The sequence below is a fragment of the Dissulfurirhabdus thermomarina genome (assembly GCF_012979235.1).
GTDB lineage: Bacteria > Desulfobacterota > Dissulfuribacteria > Dissulfuribacterales > Dissulfurirhabdaceae > Dissulfurirhabdus > Dissulfurirhabdus thermomarina.
Genome location: NZ_JAATWC010000001.1, coordinates 417,865 through 442,142 on the forward strand (window position 1 = coordinate 417,865; position 24,278 = coordinate 442,142).

Here is a 24,278-nt window from a genome sequence, read left to right on the forward strand (position 1 = left end):
GGGGTTCAACCCCGGATCGACCCCGGGTTTCGAGGGGTCAGGGCAGGATGCCTTCGCGGGCGGCGGCGGCGTAGTGCAGGAGGGGCGGATCGAGGTTCGGGCGGTGCAGGAGGAAGTCGTCGAGGATGGCGTCCACCTCGGCCGGGAACCGGCCGCGCCAGTGGCCGAGGCCGTGGAGGGCGCTTTCGAGGCAGGCCAGGGAGGGGAGTTCCAGGGCCTTGGCCATGACGGCGAGGCAGGCGTGGTCCACGGCGGGATCGGCGGGGGGCTCCGGCCGGGCCTTGTCCACCAGTTCCCACCACATGTAGCAGATGTCGTTCATGGGGTTGCATCTCGGGCCGATGCGGTGGGCGAGGATGTCGGAGCAGTGGATGGCGAAGAGCCTCTCGAAGAGGCCGTACATGGCCTCGGCGCAGCGGATCTTTTCCTCGGCGGCGACCTCCGGGCTTTCCAGGACGCCCAGGTGGTCGGAGCAGGCCGAGTCGGCCAGGAACCAGAGCCCGCGGCAGACCTGTTCCTCGGAGTAGGGGCGAAGCCACTGGTCCGGCTGGCGGAAGAGCCGGGTCAGGTAGACCACGGTGCGCAGGGGCGGCGTGAGGAGGCGCGGCCGCGGCGGCGTCTCCTCCCAGAACCAGGCGGGGTCCGGGGCCGGGAGGTCGAAGACCCACCGGATCCACTCTTCGAAGGTCGGTACCGGCATTTCCTGGCTGCACCGGATGCGGAAGTATTGGGGACAAATCACCCTTTAATCTCTTTAGTTGCACAAAACCTGCCAAAAGTCAATGTTAATCCTCAATAACATCCGAATATCGTTATTATCTCTATATATCAAGAAACAAAGATAATTGATGTGGTTGCCTCGGTTGCCCCGCGCCGGCCAAAGGGTAAAATGGGCGGCCATGCGTGCCATGGTGCTGCATCGGCATGGAGCGCCGCTCCGGCTCGAGGAGCGCCCGGTTCCGGAGCCCGGTCCCGGGCAGGTCCGGGTGCGGGTCCGGGCGTGCGCCGTCTGCCGGACGGACCTCCACGTGGTGGACGGGGAGCTCTCCGGCGGGGGGCTCCCCCGCGTGCCCGGCCACGAGATCGTGGGCATCGTGGAGGCGGCGGGGCCCGGGACCGGCCGTTTCCGTCCGGGGGCGCGGGTGGGCATCCCGTGGCTCGGGCGGACCTGCGGCCGGTGCGCCTACTGCCGGAGCGGGCGGGAGAACCTCTGCGAGGCGGCGCGTTTCACCGGTTACGACCGCGACGGGGGCTACGCCGACTACGCCGTGGCCGACGAGGCCTTCTGCTTTCCCATCCCCGATGGCTACGAGGACACGGCGGCCGCGCCGCTCCTCTGCGCGGGCCTCATCGGGCACCGGGCCCTTCGGGCGGCGGGGGAGGCCCGCAGGGTCGGGCTCTACGGCTTCGGCGCCGCCGCCCACATCGTGGCCCAGGCGGCTGTTGCGGAGGGGCGGGAGGTCTTCGCCTTCACCCGGCCCGGCGACCGGTCGAAGCAGGCCTTCGCTCGTTCCCTCGGCGCCGCCTGGGCGGGCGGATCGGACGAGGCGCCGCCCGAGCCCCTGGACGCGGCCCTCATCTTCGCCCCCGTGGGGGCCCTGGTCCCGGCGGCCCTCCGAGCGGTGGGCAAGGGCGGGGTGGTGGTGTGCGCCGGCATCCACATGAGCGACATTCCCGCCTTCCCTTACGCGATCTTGTGGGAGGAGCGGGTCCTCCGCTCCGTGGCGAACCTCACCCGCCGGGACGGGGAAGAGTTCTTCGCCCTGGCCGCGCGGAGACCGTTCCGTGTCCAGGTGCAGGTGTTTCCCCTGGAGGCGGCCAACGAGGCCCTGGCGGCCCTCCGCGGGGGAAAGATCCGGGGCGCGGCGGTCCTGGTGCCGGGGGCGCCCCGGGAAGGAGAAAATGGAGAGGAAGGACGCCATGCACCCTTGGATGGATGACCTGCGGCGCTGCCTGGGCCGTCTCCTGGGCCGCCGCGGGGCGGGGGCGGCGGGGGCCGCCCTCGGCCGTGACGAGATGGCGGCCTTGGCCGCGGCGCTCATGCGGGAAGGCTTCACCTGCGCCCAGGCGGTGGTGACCGCCGGCCAGCGAAGGCTCGGGAGGGAGAACCCGGGGCTCGTGCGGGCCATGGCCTTCTTCGGCGGAGGCGTTCTGGCCACCGGGGGACCGTGCGGTGCCCTCCTCGGGGGGGTGGCGCTCCTGGGCGAGCTGGGCGGCCGGGCCCGGCCCGGGGACAAGGACGACCGGGCCGTCCGGCGGGCGGCCCTCGAGTACCACCGGCGTTTCCGCGAGGAGGTGGTCCCCGGCTGCCCTTCGGTCCAATGCCGGGACATCACCGGGGTCTCGGACTGGGCCGACCGGGCCCAGGTCAAGGCCTACCGCCGGGGCGGGGGACGGGAGCGGTGCTACGAGCTGACCGGCCGCGCGGCCGGTATCCTCTGGGATATCCTGGAGGGACTTGCCTGAAGGCCGCGCCGCCGGCAGGGAGGGCTGGGCGGAGGAGGGACAAAATTAAAGGCCGCCGTTCGGGCGGCCGATAACAAGACCAAGCTTTACTCCTCCTCTCTCCACCCGACCCCGGCGCCCCCACGCCGGGGTCACCTTTTTCGGCCGCTCAGCATTCCCGCCCCGGCGTCTCCGGGGCCAGGGCGCACATCAGGGCATCGAGCCGCTCCCGGTCTTCCGGCAGCATGGCCACGAACTCCACCCCGAAGCGATGGGCGAGCCCGTCGCGGCGGATCCAGCGGATGGTGCCCTGGAGCTTCACGGGCTGTCCGGCGAGCTGGAAGGAGACCACCAGCCGGGGGTCGGCGGGCGGCTGCCGCGAGGTCTCGATCTGGACGCCGCCGGGGCTGATGTCCCGGGTATAGTCGGAATAGAGCCGCGTTCCGTCCGAGTAGCTGATCTCCACGTGGGCGGGCCGTCGGGGTGCCCGCCGGCCCTCGATCCGGAGTAACGGGCGGTGGTGGGGCATCGGCATCCTCCGCGTCGAACTGCCGGGCCGCCCGCGGCCCGGTCACCGGAAAGCTTGCCAGAAGCGTGCCGGGGTGGCGCCTTCAGCCGATTCGGGGGTCCATGTGCCCCGGGCCCCCGCATTCCGGTGTATAACAGGTCGCGTTGAGGAAGTCGCACTTCTCGCCGCAGCCGGGGCAGGCCTCGGGAGGAGACTCGGCGGTGAAGAGGAAGTGGCATTTGGCGCACTTCCAGTAGGTCTGGTGGCACTGGGGGCAGATGTCGCCGGTGAATTGACCCGAGGCGGTGTAACCGCACATGGCGCAGGTGAACCTCCGGTCTTCCGTCATGGTTCCTCCTCCCTGTCTGCAGCCGTATGGCCGAGACGATACAGGATGAACCCCACTTTAGATCGGGTTGGGTCCAGGTTCAAGGCGCCTGCCGGGTGCCGGGCCGGGGATCCGTGAAGGAACCCCACGGTCCGCGGGAATCTGTGTTATTTTTTTGATAAGCATGAACTTGCGGACCTTCATCGAACCCGAGACGGGGTAGCCGGGCACCGGCCGCCCCATGCGCGGCGCGACGGCGTCTCGCAATGCGCCCGGCCGGGCCGCGCCGGCGACCGATCGAGGTCCCGCAGGGATTGGTGACCGCCATGACACCCGCACCGCCCGGGCCCGACGGGACAAACGACCGCCCATGAAGACCTCGCTGCGACGTTTCCTCGCCTCTCACCCCGGCATCCGGGACCTGGCGCTCCCCGGGGACGTCCTGGAGCGCCTGGCCCAGCTCCTGGAAGAGGATTTCCTGGCGGACTTCCTCGGCGGACTCATCCGGGAGACCGAGGCCGTCATGGCCGTGGACCCGCGGTTGCCCCTGAAGGACATCCTCCGGATCGCGGCGGAGCGGATCGTCCGGGGCCTGGGAGCCAAGGCGGCCTCCATCCGCCTCTTCGACCCGGAGACCCTCCAGATGACCAGTTTCGGCGGGTTCGGCATCCCCGACACGGACCGGGAGCGGGAGGTGCCCGTGGCCGATTCCGTGGCCGGCCTCGTGGTGCGGGAGAACCGGAGCATCCCGGTCCCCAGCATCCTCGACTCCCCCCACTACCGGGACAAGGATGTGGTGCGCCGCCGCGGCGTCCGGTCCCTGCTGGCCGTTCCCCTGCGCATCCCGAGCTTCTTCGAGGGGGAAGGCGATGTCCTCGGCTCGCTCCAGATCTACTACGAGGCGGACCACCGGCGCTTCAGCCCCCTGGAGGTCCTCCAGGCCGAGCTCATGGCCCGTCGCGTCAGCTACGTCCTCGCCAAGAAGAAGATCCTCGACCTCCGGGAACTCAACGACCGGAAGGAACGGATCGTCGACGAGATCTTCGTCAAGATCAGCAACCGGGAGGGCATCAAGCTCAAGGACCTCTTCATCCTGCTCATCCCGGTGCTGGAGCGGTTCCTCCAGGTCCGAAGCTGCGCCCTCTTCACCGTCTCCGACGACGGCGTCTACATCCACCTCGAGGCGGCCTACCCCCCGGATCTCGCCTACCACGAGACCGGCTACACCTTCACCGTGGCCCACCATCCCTACTTCGAGCGGGCGGTGCAGGAGGCCCCGCGGCCCGTGGACACCCCTACGGAGAAGATCACCCCCGCCTACGTGCTCGTCCGGGATCCCTTGGCCAGTCCCCTCACCAGCCCGGGCCTGCGGGCCTTCGCCCGTGCCCACCAGATCCATTCCATCCTCCTGGTCCCCCTCCGGGTCAAGGGGCGCGTCCGCCACCTCATCACCCTCTACGCCGGGGACCAGAAGGAGGCCTTCACCGAGGAGGAGATCGAGCTGGTGACCTTCTTCGGCAAGGAGATCATGAAGGCCACGCGGCTCGAGTTCCTGGGCGACCTTCTCCACGACTTCAAGAACCCGGCGGTGGCCGTGGCGGGGTTCGCCGGGCGGGCCCGCCGGCTGCTGGACGCCGAGCCCGACCTCGAGGCGGTGCGGGAGCGGCTCAAGGGCTACCTCGACATCGTGGTGCGCGAGACGGTCCGCCTCCAGGACCTCGCCATCGGCATGACCGCGGAGGGGCGTGAAGAGGCCCTGGACCTGGGCCGGGTGGCCCTCGACCGCTACCGGATCAACGAGGAGGTGGTCCGGGAGTCGCGCCGGACGCGCCTCCGGATGGAGCCGCCGGAGGTCGAGCCCGGCCTCCTGGTGTTCTGCCCCCGCTTCGGCCTCGAGCGCGTCCTCGACAACCTCCTGAACAACGCCACCAAGGCGGTCCCGGAGGAGGGCGGGCGGATCGCCATGCGCGTCTTCCGGGACGGGCGCCGGGCCTGCCTCGAGCTCCGCAACACCGGAGAGATACCGGCGGAGCACATCGACCAGGTCCGGCGCGGGCAGGTCCGGGGCCGGGGCCTCAACATCATCACCCGATTCGTCCAGGCCAACCACGGCCGCATGGAGGTATGGACCGAGACGGGGGAGACCGTCTTCCGGGTCTGCCTGCCCTTGGTGGAAGGGGGCGCGGGGGCGGGCTAGGCGAGTTCCGCGGCCAGGGCCCTGCCGGCGGCTCTGGCCTCCTCCAGGTACTCGGGATGGGCCAGGACGTCGCCCTCGAGGTCGAGGCCCCGGTAGAGCAGGGTCTTCCAGAGGGGCATGTCGAAGACGTCGAGGAAGTAGCGGACGCTCAACACGGCCCCGTCGAAGAGGCGTTCGCCGGTGCTGGCCCCCGCCGAGACGAAGAGCCCCCGCTTGGAGGGGTCCTTGCGGCCGAAGGGGGCCTTCTCGATCCAGTATTTCTTCACCCAGAGGGACTGGCACCGGTCCATGAGGATCTTCACCTGGGCGCTCACGGTGTAGAAGAAGATGGGCGAGGCGAGCAGGATGGCCCGGGCGCCGGCCAGTTCCCGGGCCAGGGGGCCGAAGTCATCCTCGATCACGCATCGGCCCTCCGCCCGGCACCCGTAGAGCTCGAGACAGGGGGACATGCGGAGATCCCGGAGGAAGACCTCCCGGACCTCCAGGCCGGACTCCCGGGCCCCGGCCACCGCCTCCCGGAGGAGGCGGGCGGTGTTCCCCTCCCGGCGCGGGCTCCCGAAGACGGCGACGGCGGGCGGGGAGGTCACCGGGCCCGGGCGTGGGCGCCGACCCCCCGGCGCACGAAAAAGGCGAGGGCCACGGGATGCGGCCCTCGCCGGTGATGGCAGGTGGCAGGCAGGCGCCGGGGAGGCGTCAGCAACATCCCCCGCCGCACCCGCTGTCACAGGCGCCGGAGGCGCAGCCGCCCAGACCCGCCAGGGCGGCCATCTCCGCCTCGCTGGGCTCCCGGACCTCGCTCACGGTGATGTCGAAGTGGAGCCGTTCCCCGGCCAGGGGATGGTTGAAGTCGGCCACCACCATCTCGTCGGTGACAGAACGGACGGTGAACCGGATGGGACCACTCGGCCCCATGGTCTCGAAGTTCATCCCGGCCTGCACCTCGATGTCCGAGGGAAACTGCTGGCGGGGGATCTCCCGGTAGAGGGCCTCGTTGCGTTCCCCGTAGGCCTCCGCCGCCTCCACGGTGATCTGCGCGTTCTGGCCGGCCTCCATGCCCATGAGCTGCCGCTCGAGGCCGGGAATGATCTGGCCCACCCCGGTGATGAAGCCCAGCGGAGAGCCGGGTTCCGACCGGTCGATGACCTCTCCGGAATCGAGGGCCAGTGTGTAGTCGATGGCGACGTAGGTGCGATCCGCGATTTTCATGACATCTTCTCCTTAAAAATGTTCCCGGACCAGGAGGGGCGCCCCTGGGCCCGGGCCGCTGCGTGTACTTAATCCACCATAGTGGCCGGGCCGGCAAAGGTCAACACCGGCAGGCCGGGGCCATGCCGGTTCCGGCCCCCGGAGCCCCCGCCCCCCGGGCCTTGACAGGCCCCGCCCGGTGCGCAAATTTTTTTTCGCCCGGCTTGCCGCCGGCCACGTGCATCCTGGCGGCACCTTCCCGGTCCCCGCCGAAAGGAGGGCTGCATGGAGGCCATGATCGAGGCCCAGGGTATCGGCATGGACTACGGCCGGTTCCGCGCCGTGCACGAGGTGAGCTTTCGGGTCGGCCGGGGCGAGGTGGTGGGGCTCCTCGGGCCCAACGGGGCCGGAAAGACCACCATCATGAAGATCCTGGCCACCCAGCTTGCGCCCACCCGGGGAACGGCCAGGGTGGCCGGCCACGACGTGCGCTCGGCGCCGAGGGAGGTCCGCTCGGCCCTGGGCTACCTGCCGGAAGAGGTCCCCCTCTACGAGGAGATGGAGGTCCGGGAATACCTCGACTTCGTGGCGGCGGCCCGGCGGATTCACGGCCTCCACCGCCGGACGCGGCTGGAGTGGGTCCGGCGCCAGTGCCGGCTGGAGGCCGTCTGGTGCCAGCCGGTGGGGCGGCTCTCCAAGGGATACCGGCAGCGGGTGGGGCTCGCCCAGGCCCTGGTGCACGATCCCCCGGTGCTCATCCTCGACGAGCCCACCTCGGGGCTCGACCCCCTCCAGATCATCGAGGTCCGCGACCTGGTACGCCGGCTCGCCCGGGACAAGGCCGTGCTCTTCAGCACCCACATCCTCCAGGAGGTCGCGGCGGTGGCCGACCGGGTGCTGGTGTTGAGCGACGGCGAGCTCGTCGCGGACGATCCGCTGCCGGTCCTCGCCCGGGCGGGGGGGGCGCTCCGGGTCGCGGTGGCGGCCGAGGGGGACGTGGCGGCGGCGCTTCGAGGGCTGCCCGGCGTCCGGGCCGTGGTGCCGGTGGAGGGCGCCGGCGTCCCGGCCTTCCGGGTGGAGGGGGCGGACGGCGCGGCCCTGGCCGCCGCCGTGGGCGACCTGGCGGCCGCCAGGGGCTGGCGCGTCCGGGAGCTGGCCCCGGACGCCTCCCTGGAGGCGGCCTTCATCCGACTGCTCCGGCGCCATCGGGCGGAGCGGACAGGCGGCGACGAGGTGCGCCATGCTGCGTGACGTCCTGACCCTGGTCCGGCGGGAACTCGGGGCCTACTTCAACGTCCCCATCGCCTACGTCTACTCGGTGGTCTTCCTCCTGGTGGCCGGCGGACTCTTCATGACGCCCTTTTTCCTCTCGGGGGCCTGCAGCATGCGCGGGTTCTTCGGGCTGCTGCCGCTGCTCCTCGTGGTCTTCATCCCGGCCCTGACCATGCGGCTGTGGGCGGAGGAGCGCAAGACCGGCTCCATCGCCCTCCTGCTCGGTCTCCCCGTGCCGGAGGCGGTCCTGGTGGCCGGGAAGTTCGCCGCCGCCTGGCTCTTTTCCGCCTGCGCCCTGGCCGGCACCCTGGTGATCCCGCTGATGCTGGCGGTGCTCGGCGACCCGGATCCGGGCCCCATCCTCGGGGGCTACCTCGGCGCCCTGCTCCTTTCGGCCTTCCTCATCTCGCTGGGGATGGCGGTCTCGGCCTTCTTCTCCGACCAGATCGTGGCCTTCATCCTGGCCCTGCTGGCTGGGTTCGGTTCCTACCTGGCGGGGGTGGACGCCATCGCCGCCTTCGCGGACGGCTGGATCCCCGGACTGGGGACCTTCCTGAAGGACGCCGCGGGACTTTCCAGTCACTTCAATTCCTTCGCCAAGGGCGTGGTGGATCTCGCCGACTGTTTCTACTTCTGCGCCTTCACCCTGGTGTTCCTGGCGGTGAACGTCCTCACCCTCGCCGGGCGACTGCGGCGCCGGGCCGCCCGCGGCTTCGGGGCCGGCGTGGCGCTGCTCGTCGGGATCGGCCTCGTGGCCGGCGGGGTGGCGAAGGGGATGTCCCTTCCCCGGTTCGATCTCACCGAGGAGGGCCTCTACACGGTGACGCCGGCCACCCGGCGGCTCCTGGCGCGGCTCGAGGCCCCCGTCCGGGTGACCTACTACGTCTCGGCCCGGGAGAAACTCCCCACCCCCATGAAGGACATCGCCCGGGACGTCGGGGACCTCCTGGAGGAGTTCGCGGCCCTCTCGCCCCGGTTCCGGTACCGGGTGGTGGACCCGGCCCGGGCCCCAGACCGCCTCTCCGCCCTGGAGAAGCGGGGGATCGTGCCGTTCAACACCCAGACCATCGCCCGGGACGCCCTGGACATCAAGACCATCTACTCCGCCATCGAGGTGGCCTACCTGGACCGGCCCCCGGAGGTGATCCCCCAGGTGATGCCCGACGACCTCGGCAGCCTGGAGTACGAGCTGGTCTCGCGCATCCACCGGCTGCTCCTCGGCCGCAAGCCCAAGGTCGTGCTGGTGACGCCCGGCGGGGAAAAGGGCGGCATGGCCGCCCTGCTCCGCCGGATGCAGGGCGGCGGGGGGGACTATGCCGCCCTGGCGGAGCTCCTCCGCGGCCAGGGCTACGAGGTGGTGCGGCAGGAGATCGGTCCCGGGTCGCCTCTGCCCGACGATGCGCGTCTGCTCGTCCTCGTGGCCCCCGAGCGTCTCGGCGAGCGGCGGCGGTACGAGATCGCGCGGTTCCTCCGCCGGGGACACCCGGTCCTCGTGGCCGCCCAGCGGCTGCGGTACCACTACGGGGAAGGCCGGTCGGGCTTCTCGGTGAGCGCCGTCCCGGTGGAGACCGACGTGGACGAGCTCCTGGCCCCCTTCGGGGTCCGGGTGGAGGACCGGATGCTCTTCGACCGGCGAAGCGCCGTCCTCCAGATGACCCGGCCCCGCCGGATGGGAATCTTTTCCGCCCTGGTGCAGACCCCGGTGGACTTCCCCGTCCAGGTCCGGGTCCTGCCGGACACCATGGACCGGTCCCTCTCCATGACGAGCGGTGTCCCCGAGCTCCTCTACCTCTGGGGCACCGCCCTGGATCTCGACCGGGAGCGTCTCGAGCGGCTCGGCCTCAAGGCCACGGTGATCTTCCGCTCAAGCCCCGAGGCCTGGACGGCCCCCCATCACCTGGGCCCGCTCTCTGCGGCGGAGATGACACCCCCGGCCGGGGGGAAGGGGATGGCCAGCCGGCCTCTCGCGGTGCTGCTCGAGGGTCGCTTCCCGGACCCCTTCGAGGGCCGGCCCGTGCCGGCATGGCCGGGCGCCAACGCCACCGCGGCGGCGCCGGAACCCGTGGAACCCGCCGCCAGCCGCCTCCTGGTGGTGGGGTGCGCGGAGATGTTTTCCGACAACCTCCTCGCCAACCCGGGCAACGCCCTCTTCGCCGCCAACGCCGTGGATGCCCTGGCCCTGGGCGGGGAGTTGATCCACGTCCGTGCCAAGTCCCAGGCCCTGCGCCTCATCGGGCCCGTCTCCGACGAGGCCAAGGCCTTCTGGCGCGTGGTGGTCATGTTCGCCGTGCCCGCCCTCTGGGTGGCGGGCGGGATCGCCCGGGCCGTCCGGCGGCGGCGCCGCCGGGAGGCCTGCGACGGCGGATGACGCGGCCGGGGGCGGACGGCCCCCCCGAAGGAGGAGCGACGGATGGGCAACCGGCAACTGGTCGTGCTGGCCGCGGTCCTGGCGGGGCTGGTGGCGGTCTACGCCTGGCAGCAGCACCGGCGGAACGCCTCGCCCCGCGAGCTCACCGCCGCCCTGGCCCCGGCGGATCTCGCCCGGCGGGCGGACAAGCTGGTGGCCTGGGCCCCGGCGGACCCGAAGGGGGCCCGGCTTCGCCTCTTCAAGCAGGAGGGGCGGTGGCGGGTGGACCGGGGCTTTCCCGCCCCGGCCAAGGCGGCGCGCGTGGAGGAGGTCCTCGAGGCCCTGGCGGCCTTGCGCGGCGAGGCGCGGGCGGCGGATCCCGGCCTGGTCGGCCGGTTCCGGCTGAAGTCGCGGGAGGCCTTCCACGTGGAGGTGCGGGGCGGCGGGGAGCGGCTGCTGCACCTCCTGGTGGGCAAGCAGGGGCCCGACTGGGACACCTGCTACGTCCGCGCCGCCGGTTCCGACGCGGTCTACCTGGCCGACCGCAACGTCTTGGGGCTCTTCGAGGTCTGGCAGGTTCCGGCCAAGGGCTCCCCGGACCCCAAGGACTGGACCGAGCTCACGGTGATCGGGGAGGGCCGCCGGGGCGTCCGGGCGGTGGCCTGGCGTTCGGCCGAGGGCGCCTGGCGGATCGCCCCCGCCGCGGCGCCGGGGGGCGGGGGTGCCACGCAGGCGAAGGGCGGCCCCGCCTGGGTCTACACCTACGAGGGCCCCCCGCGGCGCCGGGCGGCCGGGGCCCGGGTCCGGGACTTCCTCGACCGGCTCTTCCCGCTCCAGGCCGCCGACGTGGAAGACCCGGCCAAGGCGGCGGCGTTCGGGCTGGGGGCCGGGGCGGCCGAGCTGCGCGTGGACCTCGGGGCGAAGGGCGAGGTCCGGCTCGAGGTGGGCCGGCGGGCCGGCGAGGCCCGCAAGGCCTGGGTCCGGACCGCCGACGGCACGGTCTACCGCCTGGAGGGCGACTGGGTGCCGCGGCTTCCGGCCCCCTTCTGATCGTTACCCGGTGCGGAGGGCCTTGGCCGGTTCCACCCGCGCCGCCTGCCGGGCGGGGTAGAGGGTGGCCAGGAAGCAGATCACCAGGGCCGCCGCCACGATGAACACCACGTCCATCCCGTTGAGGAGCATGGGCAGGGTGTCCGTGTAATAGACCTGGCTGATCTCGCTGGGGATCTTGATGAACTTGTACCGGGCGAGCAACTCGCAGAGTCCCACCCCGCCCGCCGCTCCGAGGGCCGTCCCCGTGAGCCCGATGAGGGAGCCGGTGTAGACGAAGATCTTGAGAATCTGCCGGTCCGTCGCCCCCATGGCCTTCAGGATGGCGATGTCCTCTTTCTTTTCCATGACCATCATGATGAGGGTGCTGACGATGTTGAAGGCCGCCACCAGCACGATGAGGGCCAGGACGATGGAGAGGGCGATCTTCTCGAGCTTGAGGGCCGCGAAGAGGTTCCGGCTCATCTGCTGCCAGTCCATGGTCCAGAACGGGTAGCCCAGGCGCTCCCGGATGAGGTCCGCCAGGCGGTCGGCGGCGTAGATGTCCGAGACCCGCACCTCGAGGCCGTGGACCGCGGTCCCGAGGCCGAGGAGGCGCTGCGCCGTCCGGAGCGAGACGAAGGCCAGGGAGGCGTCGTACTCGTACATCCCGGTGGTGAGGAGCCCGGCCACCCGGAACCGGCGGATCTTCGGGAGCATGCCCACCGGGGTCAGCGTCCCGCCGGGGAGGACGAGCTGGACCGGGTGCCCCACGTCCACCCCCAGGGTGCGGGCGAGTTCCTTGCCCATCAGGATGGGCGGCGGCCCCGGCCCTTCCCGCATCAGGGCGTCCAGGCCCCGGCCCCGGACCGTATCGCCCACGGTGACCACCGAGGTGACCGAGGCCGGGTCCACGCCGCGGACCAGCGCCCCGCTCACGGCGCGGCCCGAGGTGAGCAGCGCCTGGACGTAGACCACCGGCGTGGCCGCCAGGACCCGCGCCGCCCCGCCCTGTCCCCGGAGGCGGTCCCAGAGGCCCGCCAGGGGCGGGGGCTGCACCCGGGCCGAGAGCACGGCGCGGCGGATCTCCGGCGTCTCGGCGAAGGGCCCTTTGTAGCTCCGGACCAGGATGTGGGAGTTGATGCCCAGGATCTTGGTCCGGAGGTGGTCCTCGAAGCCGCCCATGACGGAGAGCACCACGATGAGGGCCATGACCCCGAGGGTGACCCCCCCGATGGAGATGAGGGTGATGAGGGAGACGAAGGCGTGGGTGCGCTTGGCCCGGAGGTAGCGCCGGGCCACCATCCCTTCGAAGGCCATGGTCAGGCCCCGCCGGGCCGTTCCGGCCGCAGCTGCGGGAAGAGGATCACGTCCCGGATGGAGGGGGCGTCGGTGAAGAGCATGACCACGCGGTCGATCCCGATACCCTCGCCGGCGGCGGGCGGCATGCCGTGCTCCAGGGCCCGCACGTAGTCGGCATCGAGCTCCGGGGGGATCTCGTCGTCGTCGCCCCGGTTGGCGATCTGCTCGGCGAAGCGGGCGTACTGGTCCCGGGGGTCGTTGAGCTCCGAGAAGCCGTTGGCGATCTCCCGGCCCGCGATGAAGAGCTCGAAGCGGTCGGTGACCTCCGGGTTCTCGATGTTCCGGCGGGCCAGGGGCGAGACGTCCGTGGGGTAGTGGGTGACGAAGGTGGGTTGGATGAGCCGGGGTTCCACCAGGAGGTCGAAGAGCTTGGTCCAGAGCTTTCCGAGGGGTTCCGCGCCGGTCACCGGGGCGCCCTCGGCCCGGAGGCGGTCGGCCAGGGCCGCCGGCCGCCGGAGGTCGCCGGGGTCGAGGCCGCCCACCTCCACCAGGGCGGCCTCGAGGGTGAGGCGCCGCCAGGGCGGGGCGAAGTCGAGGGTCCGGCCCTGGTAGGTGAGGGTGGTCTCGGCCTCGCCGCGCAGCTCCTGGACCAGGCGGAGGAAGAGCTCCTCGGTGCGCCGGATGAGGTCCTCGAAGGTGGCGTAGGCCTCGTAGAACTCGAGCATGGTGAACTCCGGGTTGTGCTGGAGGGAGATCCCCTCGTTCCGGAAGTTCCGGTTCAGCTCGAAGACGCGGTCGAAGCCCCCCACCAGGAGGCGCTTGAGGTAGAGCTCCGGGGCGATGCGGAGGTAGAGGTCCACGCCCAGGGCGTTGTGGTGCGTCCGGAAGGGCCGGGCCGTGGCGCCGCCCACGATGGGCTGCATCATGGGGGTCTCCACCTCGAGGAAGCCGTTGGCCGTGAAGTAGGCCCGGATGCCCTGGACGATCCGGGACCGGGTGCGGAAGGTCTCCCGGACCTCCTCGTTCATGAGGAGGTCGAGGTACCGGCGCCGGTAGCGGAGTTCCTTGTCGGTGAGGCCGTGGTATTTCTCGGGGAGGGGCCGGAGGGACTTCGTGACGAGCCGGATCCGCTCGGCCTCCAGGGTGAGTTCCCCGGTACGGGTCCGGAAGAGCCGGCCCTCGGCCTCGAGGATGTCCCCGATGTCGAACTTCCGGAAGAGGGCATAGGCCGCCTCGCCCACCCCGTCGCGGGTGACGTGGACCTGGAGCCGGCCGGTGGCGTCCTGGAGGTGCAGGAACGCCGCCTTCCCGAAGCGCCGGAGGGCCATGATCCGTCCCGCCAGGCGGAAGCGTTCTTCCAGGGCCTCGAGGGCCTCGGCCTCGTAGCCGCCGTAGACCCGGAGGATGGCCGAGGCCCGGTCGGGGGGCGCCACGTCGTTGGGGAAGAGGGGGACCCCCGCCCGTTCCAGCTCCTCGGCCTTCTGGCGGCGCTGGCGCAGCAGGAGGTTGGTGTCGTCGGGCGGTTTCGCCAAGGTGCCGGTTCCTTTCCCCGGTGCCGGTTTGCCAAGCGGCCCCGGGGAGGGTATGAACTGGGAGGACGGCCGCCCTCTCGGGGGCCGTCCCGGAGACGGCTTCATTCATAGTTTACTCTCCAAGGAGCGTCAAGCCGGTGGCCACCCTGCCATGAACGTCCGCCTCGCCGCGTGCATCGCCTATGCGGGCGCCCTCTTCGGGGCCTCCGCCGTTCCGGGGGAGGCGTTGCCGGATCTCACCCGCATCGGGACGGCGGTCCACGCCGCGGCCTACGCCGGTTTCGGCGCACTCCTCTTCCGGTGGCGGGCCACGCCGCCGGCCCGGACCGCCCCCGCCTTCCTCTGGGCGGTGGTCTTGGCCTCCCTCTACGGGCTGGCCGACGAGTGGCACCAGGTCTTCGTGCCCGGCCGGACCCCGGACCCCATGGACTGGGTGGCCGACACCGCCGGGGCGGCGCTCGGGGCGCTGGTGCTCGTGGCGTGGCGCCTCGCCCGGGCGGCGGGCCGGGTGACATGAAGGAGGGGGCCATGCAGCGGCGCTGCGGCTTCATCGGGCTCGGCATCATGGGACGGGCCATGGCCCTCAACCTGGTCCGGGCGGGATTCGATGTCACCGTGTGGAACCGGACCGCGGCCAAGTGCGAGGAGCTGGCGGCGGCCGGGGCCCGGGTGGCGGATGGCCCGGCCGCCGTGGCGGCGGCCTGCCCCGTCACCTTCGCCATGGTGGCGGACCCGGCGGCCGCGGAGGCGGTCTGCCTCGGTCCCGGCGGGGTGGTGGAGGGCCTGGGGCCCGGCAAGGGCTACGTGGACATGTCCACGGTGGACCCGGGCACCAGCCGCCGGATCGGGGCGGCGGTGGCGGCGGCCGCCGGCCGGTTCCTGGAGGCGCCCGTGGCGGGCAGCCGGAAGCCGGCGGAGGAGGGGACGCTGGTGATCTTCGCGGCCGGGGACCCGTCTCTGCTCGAGGAGGTTCGGCCGGCCTTCGACGTCTTGTCGAAGCGGGTCTTCTACCTGGGCGAGACGGGGCGGGCGGCCCAGCTCAAGCTGCTCAACAACCTGGTCATGGGCGGGATGATGGCCGCCCTGGCCGAGGGGATCTCCCTGGCGGAGGGCATGGATCTTCCGGCCGAGACCCTGCTGGAGGTCCTCGACTCCGGGCCCATGGCCAACGGGCTCTTCCGCCTCAAGGGGGCGGCCATGGTGGAGGGTCGGTTCCCGGCGGCCTTCCCCCTGAAGCACATGCAGAAGGATCTCCGGCTGGCCCTGGCCGAGGGCGACCGGCATGCCCGGCCGCTGCCCGTCACCGCCGCGGTCAACGCCCTCTTCGTCGGGGCCCGGGGCATGGGGCTCGGCGAGGCGGACTTCGCGGCGGTGCTGGAGGCCGTCCGGGGCCGCCGCGGCTAGCAGCAGCCGTCCGAACCGCAACCGCAGGCCGGTGTCCGGCCGGTGAGCCACCCCATGACGATGGCCGCGGCGCAGCCCACCCCCGCCTGCACCCGAAGGGCGCCCGCCGGGCAGTTCCTGGCGCAGGCCCCGCATTCCATGCACCGGTCCCGGTCCCGGATGCGGGCCTTGCGGTGGGCCACCTCGAAGACCGCGTGGGGGCAGACCTCCGTACAGCGGCCGCAGCCGATGCAGGCCGCCTCGTCGAGGGCCAGGGTGGCGACCCCTTCGAGATACCTCATCTCCATGGCGGACCTCCCGCGGCGAAGGCGGAGCCCACCCAGAGCAGCGCGGCGGCCAGGATCGCCGCCGCCTGGAGCGGGATGGCCCGCCGCATCTCCTTCTCCACCCCGGAGGGCGAGGTGAAGGTGCTGGCCCCGGTGAAGTTCATGGCGCAGATGGAGGCCACCGCCGTCACCATCAGGGCATAGGCCGTGGTCTCCAGGGCGCCGAGTCCCCGGGCGGCGGGGGAGGTCGCCGCCGCCGCGGCCACGGCGGCGCCGGCCAGGGCTCCCTTGAGCGAGAAGGCCCGTCCCGGGATCCAGGGCAGGGCCAGCGGCGTGAGCACGGCGCCGGAGACCACGCCGGCGAGGTAGGCGGCCAGCGCCGCCAGGCGCCGCGGCCAGGCACCGGCCGCCGGGAAGAACCCGTGGGGGCCGATTCCGCCGAGGACGAAGATCGCCAGGATCGCCCAGACGGAGGGCTTCGCCAGCCCCACGACCTCCACCGGCACCAGGGCCAGGCGTTCGGCGGCCCGGAAGGTGACCCGCCGCATCTCCGGGGTGGCCTCCATGCCCCGGGCGAGGAAGGCGGGGAGGTCGCGGGCCCGCACCGGGCCGTAGACCACCGAGAAGCCGCAGCCCGCCCGGACCTCGTGGGCCGCCACCCCCGGGGCCCCGAGCTGGGGCAGGACGAGGGTCCGGTGGGCGACCACGTGGGCGAGCCCCGTCTCCCGCACCCTGCGGCAGAGTTCCGCCGTGCCGAAGGTCCCCTTGCCGGCGGCGCACCAGACGTTGATGCCGTGGGTGTCGAGGACCAGGATCCAGGCGTCGACGCCGTCCAGGTCCCGGCGGAGGGCGTCCACGGAGAGCTTGTAGTTGGCCGTCACCAGCACCGGGGAATCCGGGCCGGGGGTGCCCGCCGCGTAGAGGCCGGGCCGCACGCGGTAGCGGTCCCGCCCGATGCCCCAGCGGACCCGGAAGCGGCCCAGGTGGTCGGCCGGGCGGAGGCGGGTGGCGAGGCGGGGGACCATGCCCACCGGCGTCTCCACCCAGCCCGCGTAGAAGGGCTGCTGGCGCGGGTCCCCGGCGGGCCCCGGCTCCACGATGGCGCAGCCGGCGGCCGGCGGCGGCCGGAGACGCTCCCCCGGCCTTCCGGCGTCGCACCCGCACGCGGCGCCGCTCCCGCCACAGCAGCCCCGGGCCGGGGGGTGGGGGGGAGAGGCGGGACGGTTCATGGCGGGGTGGTTCGGGTTCGCTTTCACGGTACTTTTCTTATAATAAGCCCGCCGATCCCCGCCGGCAAAGAAGGCGGCGGGGCAGGGAGGGCCATGCGGTATCCCGTCTCCATCGCCCGGAAGAACCTCTTCCACGACCGGGTGCGCCTCTCCATCACCCTGGTGGGGATCTCCTTCTCCGTGGTGCTGGTCCTGGTCCAGGTGGGGGTCTACCTCGGGATGATGGACAACGCCGCCAGCCTCATCACCCACACCGACGCCGACATCTGGATCACGGCCCGGAACAACCGGAACTTCGACTTCGCCCTCCCCTTCCCGGAATACCGCGAGAACCGGGCCAAGGCCGTCCCCGGCGTCGCCTCGGTGAAGAAGCTCATCATGGTCTGGTCCCTCATGAAGCTCCGGGACGGCGGGAGTGAGAACGTGGAACTGGTGGGCTTCGACCCCGACAGCGGCGCGGGCGGTCCCTGGGACCTGGTGGAGGGGCGCCTCGCCGACGTGAAGTACCACCGGGGCGTGATCGTGGACGAGTCGAGTTTCTCGAAGCTGGGCCGGGTCAGGGTGGGGGAGTACCGCGAGATCATCGACAAGCGGGTCCGGGTGGTGGGCATCTGCCGGGGGGCGAAGCGGATCACCACGGCCCCCATCCTCTTCGCCTCCTACAAGACCGCCCAGGAGCTGACCCCGTGGCTCAAGGGGCAGACCGTCTTCCTCCTGGTGAAGGTGCGGCCGGGGGCCGACGTCCGGGCCGTCCGCGCCCGGCTCGCCGCCGCCATGGACCGGGAGGACGTCTATACCCGGGAGGAGTTCGCCGCCGCCACCCGCCGCTACTGGACCTTCAACACGGGGATGGGCGTGGGCTTCGGCTTCACCGTCCTCATGGGGCTCCTGGTCGGGGCGGTGATCGTGAGCCAGACCATCTACGGCGCCACCATGGAGCATCTCCGGGAGTTCGGGACCCTCAAGGCCCTGGGCGCCGAGAACCGGACCGTCTACGGGATCATCCTCCGCCAGGCCCTCTTGAGCGGGTGGATGGGCTACGGGATCGGTCTGGCGGCCAACGCCGTGGTCATCCATTTCTACCGGGCGGCCGGCCAGATGGTCTGGCAGCCGTGGCAGCTCTTCGCCCTGGACCTCGGCCTCACGCTGGCCATGTGTGCGGGCGCCTCGCTGGTCTCGGTGCGAAGGGCCATGCAGGTGGACCCGGTGGAGGTCTTCCGGGCATGAGCCGGGCGCTGCTCGAGGTGACCGGCGTCCGCAAGGCCTACGGCGCCGCCGGCCGGGAGGTGGTGGCCGTGGCCGGGGTGAGCGCCGCCTTCCGGCCCGGGACGGTGACGGCCATCATGGGGCCCTCCGGGAGCGGCAAGACCACCCTGCTCTCCATCCTGGGCCTCATCCTCCGGCCGGACGCGGGGCGGGTCGAGGTGGGGGGCACGGACGTCACGGGCTACGACGAGGGACGGCTGCCGGCGCTTCGCCGCCGCTACTTCGGTTTCGTCTTCCAGGCCTTCAACCTCTTTGCGGCCCTCACCGCCCTGGAGAACGTCATGGTATCCTTGCAGCTCAAGGGGGTCCCCCGCGGGGAGGCCCCGGAGCGGGCCCGCCGGGCGCTCGAGCGGGTGGGGCTCGCCGACCGGGCCGGCTTCCTCCCCCGGGACCTCTCGGGTGGGGAGAAGCAGCGGGTGTCCGTGGCCCGGGCGGTGGCCGCCGACGCCCCCATCATCCTGGCGGACGAGCCCACGGGGAACCTCGACTCGCGCTCGGGCCGGGCGGTGGTGGATCTCCTCGCCGAGCTGGCCGTGGAGGGAGGCAAGACCGTGGTGGTGGTCACCCACGACCTCCGGCTCCGCGACCGGGTGGACCGGGTGCTCTGGATGGAGGACGGACGGATGCGCGAGGCGGCATGATGCGGTGGCGGAGGTGCGCCGGGCCCTGGGCGTTGGCCTTCTTGGTGTTCCTTTCGAGCTGCTCCGGGCCGGAGGGGCGGGCCCCGGACGACGCCAACGCCGCGGCGGCGACGCCGCCGTCCGTCTTCGCCTACGGGGTGGTGGAGGCCCGGCGGCATTCCACCCTGAGCGCCCGGATGCCGGGGAAGATCGAGCGGATCCTGGTCCGGGAGGGCGAGCGGGTCCGCAAGGGGCAGGAGCTCGTCCGTTTCGAGGCCGGGCCCCAGGAGGCCCGGGTGGCGGCGGCCCGGGCGGCGGTGGCGGTGGCCCGGGCGGAGCTCGCGCGGGCCGAGGCGGGCGCCCGTCCCCAGGAGGTGGCGGCGGCGGGGGCGGCCCTGGCGGCGGCCCAGGCCCGCCTGGAGAAGGCGGCGGCCGATCGGGACCGCTACCGGGACCTCTTCGATCGCCGGCTGGTCTCCCGGTCGGAGTGGGAGCGGGTGCGGCTCGCCTGGGCCACGGCGCAGGCCGAGGCCCGGGCCGCCGCCGAGCGGCTCGCCCTCCTCCGGGAGGGGACGCGGAAGGAGACCCTGGCGCTCCTTCGCCGCCGGCTCCGCCTCGCCCGCGCCCGGCTCCGGGAGGCCGAGGCGATGCGCGCGGAGACGCGGATCGTCGCCCCCTACGACGGGGTCGTCACCCGGAAGCACCGGGAGGAGGGCGAGGCCCTGGACATCGGGCTGCCGGTCCTGGACATCGCCACGGTCCGAGACCGCTACGTCCGGGCGGAGATTGACGAGACCGACGTGGGCAAGGTCCGCGTGGGCCAGCGGGCCCGGGTCACCGCGGACGGCTTCCCGGGCCTCGCCTTCGAGGGGCGGGTGGTGGACGTCAAGGTGCAGATGGGGCCGAAGCGGATCCTCCCCACCGACCCCGGGCGCATGGTGGACTACCGGGTCCTCGACGTGGAGGTCTCCCTCCCGGAGGGGTGTCCCTTTCCCCTCCGACTCCCGGTCAACGTCCGGATCTTCACCGGGGAGGGCGGATGAGCGAAGTGACGGCGTCGTGCCGGTTCGGGCGGGTCCTCGTGGTCACGAAGCGGGGCGACATCACCCGGGAACGGGCGGATGCCCTGGTGAACGCCGCCAACAGCCGGCTGGCCGGGGGCGGCGGGGTGGACGGGGCCATCCACCGGGCGGGCGGGCCGGAGATCCTGGCCGCCTGCCGGCGGATCGGCGGGTGCCCCACCGGCGGGGCCGTGGCGACCCCCGCCGGGCGTCTTCCGGCGCGGTACGTGATCCACGCCGTGGGGCCGGTCTGGCGCGGCGGGGGGCACGGGGAGGCCCGGCTGCTCGCCGCCGCCTACCGCGAGAGCCTGGCGCGGGCCCGGGAACTCGGCGTGCGGACGCTGGCCTTCCCGGCCATCAGCACCGGGGCCTACGGGTACCCGCTGGCGGCCGCGGCCCGGGTGGCCCTGGAGGCGGTCCGCGGCGAGGTGCTCGCGCGGCCGGGGCGCCTGGAGGAGATCCGCTTCGTCCTCTTCTCCGAGCCCGCGGCACGGGCCTTCGCCGCGGCCCTCGGGGCTTTCCGCTCCGGATCATGAAGGTAACTGCCCGGGATTATACGGCATCTATGACCGTCCCGGCGGCCGGGTGCCCGGGGAGCCCGGTCCGGCGGGCCTTGATGCGGAAATCTCTTGACTCGCGGGCGTTCACGGGTAACATGGGACAGGAAAGTCGAATGAAACGGGTCGTGCACCTTCGTTCCAGCAGCCTTTCCGGGGCCGGACATCCCCCGGAACCGCGGGTTCATGTTCCGGGGCGCTTGTTCCGATGAAGTGGGGCAAGCAGGCCCGCCCGGAAGGCGGAGGCAAGGCCGCTTGAGTTGGGTCCGCTCCAACCATTGGCGAAGAAAAAAGGCGTTTACAGGCGCCAACCACACCAACGTGACGGGAGGGTACTATGAACAAGACCGAACTCGTGAGCAAGATGGCCGATAGCGCTGGAATTACGAAGGCTGCCGCCGAGAGGGCCCTGGCGGGTGCCCTCGATGCCGTCACCGCGGCCCTGAAGAAGGGCGACAAGGTGACGCTGGTGGGCTTCGGCACCTTCAGCGTGGTCAAGCGCAACGCCCGCGAGGGCCGCAATCCCGCCACCGGGAAGGCCATCCGGATCCCCGCCAAGAAGGTCGTGAAGTTCAAGCCCGGGGCGAAGTTGGCGGATTCCGTCAAGTAGACCTCCCGGACGCGAGTTCAAGGCAGAACAGAAAAGGGCCGCGGCGGTTCACCGCCGTGGCCCTTTTTGCGTTCCGCCGTCCCGTTTCCGGAAGGGGGCGGCGGCCTACCGCCGCGGCCGCTTCCGGGCGGGCGGCTCCCCCGGTGCCAGGAGCTGGGCCAGCAGTTCCGGGGTCACCTCGATGTCCGGCTTCCGGTCCGTGCCGAGCAAGCGTATGGCCCACAGGAGGGCCACGAAAACGGCCAAGCCGATATAGCTGTCCATGATTTTCCCCCCTTGAAGGGCATTCTCACCTTTCTTGTCGGCAATGCAAGGAAAAAAATTGAAGGGGATGCCTCAAGAACGGGATTTGGACCGGTTTTCGACCCCGGGGGTGTGGGGTTCCACGTGGACCACCACGTCCACCACCTGGTCCAGGGCCGTGCGGATGGCCCGTTCCACGCCGTCGGCCACCGCGTGCCCGTCGGCCACGGTGATCTCGGGGGCCACCTGGACGTGGAGATCCACGTAGACCTCGGCGGCGGACCCCCGGGTCCGGATGGAGTGGCAGTCCAGGACGCCGGGGACCGATCGGGCGACGTCGCAGAGGCGGTCCGGGTCGATCCGGGCCTTGTCGGAGAGGGTGGTGCCGCATTCCCGGAGGATCCCGAAGGCGGTCCAGAAGATGACCCCCGCCACGCCGAGCCCCACGAGGGGGTCGGCGGCGGGGTGGCCCGCCCGCACCGCCGCGAGGCTGGCGATGACCCCGAGGCTCACCCAGAGGTCGCTGGCGGTGTGTCCGGCGTCGGCCAGGAGGATGTCGCTTCTGAGCCGCCGGCCGGCGCGGCGCTCCCACAGGGTGACCACGGCGTTGACCACCACGGTGCCTCCCATGACGAGGAAGGAGGCGGCGGTGACTTGCGGCGCCTCGCTCCCGTTGATGAGCCGGGACCAGGCGCCGCTGCCCACCTTCCAGGCCGTGGCCAGCAGGAGGAGGCCGATGGCGCCCGCGGCATACGTCTGGTATTTGCCGTGGCCGTAGGGATGGTCCCGGTCGGGCGGGCGGGCCGCCAGGGTCAGGCCCAGGAGGCCGATGACGTTGGACGTCCCGTCGAAGAGGGAGTGGAAGCCGTCGGCTACCATGGCCAGGGACGAGGTGAGGGAACCGTAGCCGAGCTTGGCCGCGGCCACGGCCAGGTTGAGGGCGAGGACGCCGGCCAGGACCCGTCGGATCTCCCGGAGCCTCCGGTCTTTTGGCGGTTCGGTGCAGGCGGCTTCCATGGAGTTACTTGTCGGCCCTCGGGTGCGGCGGCTCAATTCCAGCCGGGGGGCCGAGCGATTCGAGCCAGGCATGGAGGTGAGCCGCCTGGTCGTCGGAGAGGCGGCCGGCGGGGAAGGCCGGCATGATGACGGAGCCGGGGCGGCGGAGCCTCCCGCGGAACGCCCGCAGGCCCAGGCGCGTGGCGGCGATCCGGGGGGCGCCCTTCCGGCCCTCGCCCCGGGGCCCGTGGCAGTGGCCGCAATGGTGCAACCGGTAGAGGCGGGCCCCGAGTTCCGGGTCGGGCGGCGCCGCCGGGCGGCAGGCGGCGGCGAGGAAGAGGAACCCCAGGGCCAGGGCCTTCCGGTGGAGCCGCCCGGGGCTTTTTACTTGTAGCGCTTGTGACATCGGCGGATGTCCCGGTCCACCCCGGCGGCGGCGTCCTCGGCGGCGTCGATGTCGCCGGCGGAGGCGGCCTGGAGACAGGCCTCCGCCCGGCGGATGCAGGCGTGCCAGTCCGCGGCCCAGTCCGGCTGCACGTGGGGCTCGTAGCGGCGGGCCAGTTCCAGGAAGTCCGGGCCCTCGGCGGCCCCCGGCGCCCGACCGGCGGACAGGGACGCCTTGATGGACTTCCACCTGGCGGCGAGGGCCTTCTTGAGCACCTTGGCCTCCGGCCCTCCGCCGCCGGCCCCCGCCACGGGTTCCGGCGGGCCATGGGGTGCGGCGACGGGGGCCTTCAGGGTGATCTCGCAGGAGACCTCGGCCCCCTTGATCTTCAGCTCCGTCTCCATGAAGACCGGGGCGCCGATGTCCAGGGCCTCGCGCCCCACCTCGATCCGGCCCGCCTCCAGGTCGTCGGCCAGGCGGCGGAGCCGGCGGGCCGCTTCCCCGGGCGGGAGCCGGTCCTTTTGTTCGAAGCGGGTCTTCTTCTTGGATGGGGGCATGGCGGTGCCTCCTTGCTTCTTCCCGATTTCGCGCCCGCGGGCGATGACGGCGCCAGAGAGGCGCGCCGATCGCGGCGGCGGGGCGTTCTTCGAGACCCCGACGTCCCGGATCGGCCCCGTCCTTTTCGGGTGCCGTGCGTCCTCGCCGCCCGGTGGGTGAAAGGTGCGGCCCCGAGGGGTTATGCTGGGGACCGGGGGCGGCCGTCGCCCCGGGTCCGCCGGCCCGGCCGCCCCGATCCCGAGACCGGAGCGGAACCATGGCACCCTTCGTGACCTTCATCGGCCGCCACGACAGCGGCAAGACCACCCTGGCCCGGCGCGTGGCGCGGCACCTCCTCAAGAAAGGGTACCGCGTCGCCGTCCTCAAGTCGACCAAGGAGACGGGACTCCTCCCGGACGACCCCCCGGGCACCGATACCGCCGGCTACCGGGAGGAGGGAGTCGCGGAGGTGGCCCTGGTGGCCCCCGACGGGATGGTGCTTCGCCGGAAGGGGCTCCGGGAGTCGCCGCGGGCCCTGGCCTTCCGCCTCTTCCCGGACGCCGACATCGTGCTGGGGGAGGGCTTCAAGCACGCCGAGGGGGTCCCCAAGATCGAGGTGGCCCGGGCCGAGGTCTCGCGTTCACTCCTCCGGGAGGAGGTCCCGGGAGTGGTGGCGGTGGCCGCGGACTTTTCCGTGGAGGGGACGTCCTTCGACCTGGCGGACCACGCGGGGGTCGCCCGGTTCATCGAGGAGCGGTTTCTCCGCCCGGGCGGGGGCGCGGCGGGGCGGGCCCGCCTCCTCGTGGACGGCCGGGAGGTCCCGCTGAACGCCTACGTCCGCGGTTCCCTGGCCGGGGTCCTCTGGGGTTTCATCGGCGCGCTCCGGGGCACGGCCGGGGCGGTCTGCGCCGAGATCCGCCTCTGCCGGGGACGCAGCCGGCGGCCGGGTGCGTAGCCTA

Annotated in this window: 27 protein-coding genes; 14 read left to right on the plus strand and 13 right to left on the minus strand. The window is 72.3% G+C overall.

The genetic code is table 11. The annotated features are described in order from the left end of the window. Positions 1-37 precede the first annotated feature (37 nt). Entirely contained in the window at positions 38-700 is a 663-nt protein-coding gene (locus HCU62_RS01995; protein ID WP_163299116.1) for a hypothetical protein, read from the minus strand. A gap of 199 nt (positions 701-899) precedes the next feature. Here HCU62_RS01995 and HCU62_RS02000 point away from each other — a divergent pair, with 199 nt between their 5' ends. Continuing rightward, on the plus strand, positions 900-1,940 hold the full coding sequence (locus HCU62_RS02000) for a zinc-dependent alcohol dehydrogenase family protein (RefSeq protein ID WP_163299115.1): 1,041 nt from the start codon (positions 900-902) through the stop codon (positions 1,938-1,940). Further along, positions 1,933-2,466 carry a C-GCAxxG-C-C family protein gene (locus HCU62_RS02005; RefSeq protein ID WP_163299114.1) on the plus strand — a complete coding sequence of 178 codons (534 nt, stop codon included), beginning with the start codon at positions 1,933-1,935 and terminating at the stop codon, positions 2,464-2,466. The genes HCU62_RS02000 and HCU62_RS02005 overlap by 8 nt, the downstream gene beginning before the upstream one ends. Before the next feature lie 148 nt (positions 2,467-2,614). Here the strand turns inward: HCU62_RS02005 and HCU62_RS02010 are convergent, their stop codons facing one another. After that, positions 2,615-2,974 carry a PilZ domain-containing protein gene (locus tag HCU62_RS02010; RefSeq protein WP_163299113.1) on the minus strand — a complete coding sequence of 120 codons (360 nt, stop codon included), beginning with the start codon at positions 2,972-2,974 and terminating at the stop codon, positions 2,615-2,617. Positions 2,975-3,056: 82 nt separating this feature from the next. Next, positions 3,057-3,302: a hypothetical protein gene (locus HCU62_RS02015; RefSeq protein WP_163299109.1), complete on the minus strand. Its 246-nt coding sequence runs from the start codon at positions 3,300-3,302 to the stop codon at positions 3,057-3,059. A gap of 349 nt (positions 3,303-3,651) precedes the next feature. Between HCU62_RS02015 and HCU62_RS02020 the strand changes: the two genes are divergently transcribed. Beyond that, entirely contained in the window at positions 3,652-5,478 is a 1,827-nt protein-coding gene (locus tag HCU62_RS02020) for a GAF domain-containing sensor histidine kinase (protein ID WP_163299112.1), read from the plus strand. Here the strand turns inward: HCU62_RS02020 and HCU62_RS02025 are convergent. Continuing rightward, on the minus strand, positions 5,475-6,065 hold the full coding sequence (locus HCU62_RS02025) for a flavodoxin family protein (RefSeq protein WP_163299111.1): 591 nt from the start codon (positions 6,063-6,065) through the stop codon (positions 5,475-5,477). The genes HCU62_RS02020 and HCU62_RS02025 overlap by 4 nt on opposite strands. A gap of 106 nt (positions 6,066-6,171) precedes the next feature. Further along, the gene (locus HCU62_RS02030; RefSeq protein WP_163299110.1) at positions 6,172-6,684 is read right to left on the minus strand and encodes an FKBP-type peptidyl-prolyl cis-trans isomerase; all 513 of its coding nucleotides are present in this window, start codon (positions 6,682-6,684) and stop codon (positions 6,172-6,174) included. 264 nt (positions 6,685-6,948) lie between these two features. On the opposite strand from HCU62_RS02030, the gene HCU62_RS02035 reads away from it, so the two are divergent. Genes HCU62_RS02035 through HCU62_RS02045 form a run of 3 tightly spaced genes read left to right on the plus strand, consistent with a single transcriptional unit; the run spans position 6,949 to position 11,332 of the window. Then, positions 6,949-7,914 carry an ABC transporter ATP-binding protein gene (locus HCU62_RS02035; RefSeq protein ID WP_169755383.1) on the plus strand — a complete coding sequence of 322 codons (966 nt, stop codon included), beginning with the start codon at positions 6,949-6,951 and terminating at the stop codon, positions 7,912-7,914. Then, complete coding sequence (locus HCU62_RS02040) at positions 7,904-10,303, plus strand: Gldg family protein (protein WP_163299154.1); 2,400 nt, start codon at positions 7,904-7,906, stop codon at positions 10,301-10,303. Before HCU62_RS02035 ends, HCU62_RS02040 begins: the two co-directional genes overlap by 11 nt. A gap of 42 nt (positions 10,304-10,345) precedes the next feature. After that, positions 10,346-11,332 (plus strand): DUF4340 domain-containing protein, encoded by a 987-nt coding sequence (locus HCU62_RS02045; protein ID WP_169755384.1) that lies wholly within the window; start codon positions 10,346-10,348, stop codon positions 11,330-11,332. Positions 11,333-11,335: 3 nt separating this feature from the next. Here HCU62_RS02045 and HCU62_RS02050 read toward each other — a convergent pair whose 3' ends face one another. Both HCU62_RS02050 and lysS read right to left on the minus strand, forming a co-directional pair. Beyond that, positions 11,336-12,631: an FtsX-like permease family protein gene (locus HCU62_RS02050; protein ID WP_163299156.1), complete on the minus strand. Its 1,296-nt coding sequence runs from the start codon at positions 12,629-12,631 to the stop codon at positions 11,336-11,338. Between the two features lie 2 nt (positions 12,632-12,633). After that, positions 12,634-14,250, minus strand: a complete 1,617-nt coding sequence (gene lysS / locus HCU62_RS02055; RefSeq protein WP_163299157.1) for a lysine--tRNA ligase — start codon at positions 14,248-14,250, stop codon at positions 12,634-12,636. A gap of 46 nt (positions 14,251-14,296) precedes the next feature. On the opposite strand from lysS, the gene HCU62_RS02060 reads away from it, so the two are divergent. Next, positions 14,297-14,662 (plus strand): VanZ family protein, encoded by a 366-nt coding sequence (locus HCU62_RS02060; protein WP_169755385.1) that lies wholly within the window; start codon positions 14,297-14,299, stop codon positions 14,660-14,662. Between the two features lie 11 nt (positions 14,663-14,673). Further along, complete coding sequence (locus HCU62_RS02065) at positions 14,674-15,549, plus strand: NAD(P)-dependent oxidoreductase (RefSeq protein ID WP_163299159.1); 876 nt, start codon at positions 14,674-14,676, stop codon at positions 15,547-15,549. Here HCU62_RS02065 and hgcB read toward each other — a convergent pair. Beyond that, positions 15,546-15,836 (minus strand): mercury methylation ferredoxin HgcB, encoded by a 291-nt coding sequence (hgcB, locus tag HCU62_RS02070; RefSeq protein WP_163299160.1) that lies wholly within the window; start codon positions 15,834-15,836, stop codon positions 15,546-15,548. The genes HCU62_RS02065 and hgcB overlap by 4 nt on opposite strands. Then, positions 15,827-17,044: a mercury methylation corrinoid protein HgcA gene (gene hgcA, locus HCU62_RS02075; protein ID WP_246325176.1), complete on the minus strand. Its 1,218-nt coding sequence runs from the start codon at positions 17,042-17,044 to the stop codon at positions 15,827-15,829. Before hgcA ends, hgcB begins: the two co-directional genes overlap by 10 nt. A gap of 93 nt (positions 17,045-17,137) precedes the next feature. On the opposite strand from hgcA, the gene HCU62_RS02080 reads away from it, so the two are divergent. From HCU62_RS02080 to HCU62_RS02100, 5 genes are all read left to right on the plus strand, one after another. Next, the gene (locus tag HCU62_RS02080; RefSeq protein WP_163299789.1) at positions 17,138-18,271 is read left to right on the plus strand and encodes an ABC transporter permease; all 1,134 of its coding nucleotides are present in this window, start codon (positions 17,138-17,140) and stop codon (positions 18,269-18,271) included. Continuing rightward, a complete protein-coding gene (locus HCU62_RS02085) occupies positions 18,268-18,951 on the plus strand; it encodes an ABC transporter ATP-binding protein (RefSeq protein WP_163299792.1) in 684 nt (227 codons plus the stop codon). The genes HCU62_RS02080 and HCU62_RS02085 overlap by 4 nt, the downstream gene beginning before the upstream one ends. Continuing rightward, positions 18,948-19,973, plus strand: a complete 1,026-nt coding sequence (locus tag HCU62_RS02090; protein WP_163299795.1) for an HlyD family secretion protein — start codon at positions 18,948-18,950, stop codon at positions 19,971-19,973. Before HCU62_RS02085 ends, HCU62_RS02090 begins: the two co-directional genes overlap by 4 nt. Continuing rightward, positions 19,970-20,527, plus strand: a complete 558-nt coding sequence (locus HCU62_RS02095) for an O-acetyl-ADP-ribose deacetylase (protein WP_169755386.1) — start codon at positions 19,970-19,972, stop codon at positions 20,525-20,527. The genes HCU62_RS02090 and HCU62_RS02095 overlap by 4 nt, the downstream gene beginning before the upstream one ends. A 358-nt stretch (positions 20,528-20,885) precedes the next feature. Then, positions 20,886-21,158: an HU family DNA-binding protein gene (locus HCU62_RS02100; RefSeq protein ID WP_163297849.1), complete on the plus strand. Its 273-nt coding sequence runs from the start codon at positions 20,886-20,888 to the stop codon at positions 21,156-21,158. A gap of 105 nt (positions 21,159-21,263) precedes the next feature. Here HCU62_RS02100 and HCU62_RS02105 read toward each other — a convergent pair whose 3' ends face one another. From HCU62_RS02105 to HCU62_RS02120, 4 genes are all read right to left on the minus strand, one after another. Continuing rightward, positions 21,264-21,422 (minus strand): hypothetical protein, encoded by a 159-nt coding sequence (locus HCU62_RS02105; RefSeq protein WP_163297848.1) that lies wholly within the window; start codon positions 21,420-21,422, stop codon positions 21,264-21,266. A 72-nt stretch (positions 21,423-21,494) separates the two neighbouring features. After that, on the minus strand, positions 21,495-22,418 hold the full coding sequence (locus tag HCU62_RS02110) for a cation diffusion facilitator family transporter (RefSeq protein WP_163297847.1): 924 nt from the start codon (positions 22,416-22,418) through the stop codon (positions 21,495-21,497). Positions 22,419-22,422: 4 nt separating this feature from the next. Then, a complete protein-coding gene (locus HCU62_RS02115) occupies positions 22,423-22,803 on the minus strand; it encodes a c-type cytochrome (RefSeq protein WP_163297846.1) in 381 nt (126 codons plus the stop codon). Beyond that, a complete protein-coding gene (locus tag HCU62_RS02120) occupies positions 22,782-23,339 on the minus strand; it encodes a hypothetical protein (protein WP_163297845.1) in 558 nt (185 codons plus the stop codon). Before HCU62_RS02120 ends, HCU62_RS02115 begins: the two co-directional genes overlap by 22 nt. A gap of 257 nt (positions 23,340-23,596) precedes the next feature. Between HCU62_RS02120 and mobB the strand changes: the two genes are divergently transcribed. Continuing rightward, positions 23,597-24,274, plus strand: coding sequence for a molybdopterin-guanine dinucleotide biosynthesis protein B (gene mobB, locus HCU62_RS02125; protein WP_169755387.1), 678 nt, complete (start codon positions 23,597-23,599; stop codon positions 24,272-24,274). Positions 24,275-24,278 lie beyond the last annotated feature (4 nt).

What these genes read in the sequence shown, in the direction of transcription:
- HCU62_RS02000 (WP_163299115.1), top strand. Translation starts at nt 900, where the DNA reads ATGCGTGCCATGGTGCTGCATCGGCATGGAGCGCCGCTCCGGCTCGAG.
- HCU62_RS02050 (WP_163299156.1), bottom strand. Translation starts at nt 12,631, where the DNA reads ATGGCCTTCGAAGGGATGGTGGCCCGGCGCTACCTCCGGGCCAAGCGC.
- HCU62_RS02085 (WP_163299792.1), top strand. Translation starts at nt 18,268, where the DNA reads ATGAGCCGGGCGCTGCTCGAGGTGACCGGCGTCCGCAAGGCCTACGGC.
- HCU62_RS02100 (WP_163297849.1), top strand. Translation starts at nt 20,886, where the DNA reads ATGAACAAGACCGAACTCGTGAGCAAGATGGCCGATAGCGCTGGAATT.
- HCU62_RS02040 (WP_163299154.1), top strand. Translation starts at nt 7,904, where the DNA reads ATGCTGCGTGACGTCCTGACCCTGGTCCGGCGGGAACTCGGGGCCTAC.
- hgcA (WP_246325176.1), bottom strand. Translation starts at nt 17,044, where the DNA reads ATGAACCGTCCCGCCTCTCCCCCCCACCCCCCGGCCCGGGGCTGCTGT.
- HCU62_RS02005 (WP_163299114.1), top strand. Translation starts at nt 1,933, where the DNA reads ATGGATGACCTGCGGCGCTGCCTGGGCCGTCTCCTGGGCCGCCGCGGG.
- HCU62_RS02060 (WP_169755385.1), top strand. Translation starts at nt 14,297, where the DNA reads ATGAACGTCCGCCTCGCCGCGTGCATCGCCTATGCGGGCGCCCTCTTC.
- HCU62_RS02030 (WP_163299110.1), bottom strand. Translation starts at nt 6,684, where the DNA reads ATGAAAATCGCGGATCGCACCTACGTCGCCATCGACTACACACTGGCC.
- HCU62_RS02080 (WP_163299789.1), top strand. Translation starts at nt 17,138, where the DNA reads ATGCGGTATCCCGTCTCCATCGCCCGGAAGAACCTCTTCCACGACCGG.
- HCU62_RS02120 (WP_163297845.1), bottom strand. Translation starts at nt 23,339, where the DNA reads ATGCCCCCATCCAAGAAGAAGACCCGCTTCGAACAAAAGGACCGGCTC.
- HCU62_RS02110 (WP_163297847.1), bottom strand. Translation starts at nt 22,418, where the DNA reads ATGGAAGCCGCCTGCACCGAACCGCCAAAAGACCGGAGGCTCCGGGAG.
- mobB (WP_169755387.1), top strand. Translation starts at nt 23,597, where the DNA reads ATGGCACCCTTCGTGACCTTCATCGGCCGCCACGACAGCGGCAAGACC.
- lysS (WP_163299157.1), bottom strand. Translation starts at nt 14,250, where the DNA reads ATGAAGCCGTCTCCGGGACGGCCCCCGAGAGGGCGGCCGTCCTCCCAG.
- HCU62_RS02065 (WP_163299159.1), top strand. Translation starts at nt 14,674, where the DNA reads ATGCAGCGGCGCTGCGGCTTCATCGGGCTCGGCATCATGGGACGGGCC.
- HCU62_RS02045 (WP_169755384.1), top strand. Translation starts at nt 10,346, where the DNA reads ATGGGCAACCGGCAACTGGTCGTGCTGGCCGCGGTCCTGGCGGGGCTG.
- HCU62_RS02105 (WP_163297848.1), bottom strand. Translation starts at nt 21,422, where the DNA reads ATGGACAGCTATATCGGCTTGGCCGTTTTCGTGGCCCTCCTGTGGGCC.
- HCU62_RS02095 (WP_169755386.1), top strand. Translation starts at nt 19,970, where the DNA reads ATGAGCGAAGTGACGGCGTCGTGCCGGTTCGGGCGGGTCCTCGTGGTC.
- hgcB (WP_163299160.1), bottom strand. Translation starts at nt 15,836, where the DNA reads ATGGAGATGAGGTATCTCGAAGGGGTCGCCACCCTGGCCCTCGACGAG.
- HCU62_RS01995 (WP_163299116.1), bottom strand. Translation starts at nt 700, where the DNA reads ATGCCGGTACCGACCTTCGAAGAGTGGATCCGGTGGGTCTTCGACCTC.
- HCU62_RS02010 (WP_163299113.1), bottom strand. Translation starts at nt 2,974, where the DNA reads ATGCCCCACCACCGCCCGTTACTCCGGATCGAGGGCCGGCGGGCACCC.
- HCU62_RS02115 (WP_163297846.1), bottom strand. Translation starts at nt 22,803, where the DNA reads ATGTCACAAGCGCTACAAGTAAAAAGCCCCGGGCGGCTCCACCGGAAG.
- HCU62_RS02090 (WP_163299795.1), top strand. Translation starts at nt 18,948, where the DNA reads ATGATGCGGTGGCGGAGGTGCGCCGGGCCCTGGGCGTTGGCCTTCTTG.
- HCU62_RS02035 (WP_169755383.1), top strand. Translation starts at nt 6,949, where the DNA reads ATGGAGGCCATGATCGAGGCCCAGGGTATCGGCATGGACTACGGCCGG.
- HCU62_RS02015 (WP_163299109.1), bottom strand. Translation starts at nt 3,302, where the DNA reads ATGACGGAAGACCGGAGGTTCACCTGCGCCATGTGCGGTTACACCGCC.
- HCU62_RS02020 (WP_163299112.1), top strand. Translation starts at nt 3,652, where the DNA reads ATGAAGACCTCGCTGCGACGTTTCCTCGCCTCTCACCCCGGCATCCGG.